An 883-nucleotide genomic window follows, 5' to 3' on the forward strand; every position below is an offset into this window, starting at 1 on the left:
TCGATCAAGAGCTTCGCGTTAGCTAACCCCATCAATTCAACCTTCCGGCACCGGGCAGGCGTCACACCCTATACGTCCACTTTCGTGTTTGCAGAGTGCTGTGTTTTTAATAAACAGTCGCAGCGGCCTGGTATCTTCGACCGGCATGAGCTTACGGAGCAAGTCCTTCACCCTCACCGGCGCACCTTCTCCCGAAGTTACGGTGCCATTTTGCCTAGTTCCTTCACCCGAGTTCTCTCAAGCGCCTTGGTATTCTCTACCCAACCACCTGTGTCGGTTTGGGGTACGGTTCCTGGTTATCTGAAGCTTAGAAGCTTTTCTTGGAAGCATGGCATCAACCACTTCGTCACCTGAAAGGTAACTCGTCATCAGCTCTCGGCCTTAAGATCCCGGATTTACCTAAGATCTCAGCCTACCACCTTAAACTTGGACAACCAACGCCAAGCTGGCCTAGCCTTCTCCGTCCCTCCATCGCAATAACCAGAAGTACAGGAATATTAACCTGTTTTCCATCGACTACGCTTTTCAGCCTCGCCTTAGGGACCGACTAACCCTGCGTCGATTAACGTTGCGCAGGAAACCTTGGTCTTTCGGCGTGGGTGTTTTTCACACCCATTGTCGTTACTCATGTCAGCATTCGCACTTCTGATACCTCCAGCAAGCTTCTCAACTCACCTTCACAGGCTTACAGAACGCTCCTCTACCGCATCACTTGCGTGATACCCGTAGCTTCGGTGTATGGTTTGAGCCCCGTTACATCTTCCGCGCAGGCCGACTCGACTAGTGAGCTATTACGCTTTCTTTAAAGGGTGGCTGCTTCTAAGCCAACCTCCTAGCTGTCTAAGCCTTCCCACATCGTTTCCCACTTAACCATAACTTTGGG

The 883-nt window shown here is 51.3% G+C and carries 1 rRNA gene; it reads right to left on the reverse strand.

The annotated features are described in order from the left end of the window. Positions 1 to 883, reverse strand: a 23S ribosomal RNA gene (locus HT737_RS29805); the annotation flags it as partial.

The sequence above is a fragment of the Pseudomonas sp. MD195_PC81_125 genome (genome assembly GCF_014060985.1).
Lineage (GTDB): Bacteria > Pseudomonadota > Gammaproteobacteria > Pseudomonadales > Pseudomonadaceae > Aquipseudomonas > Aquipseudomonas parakoreensis.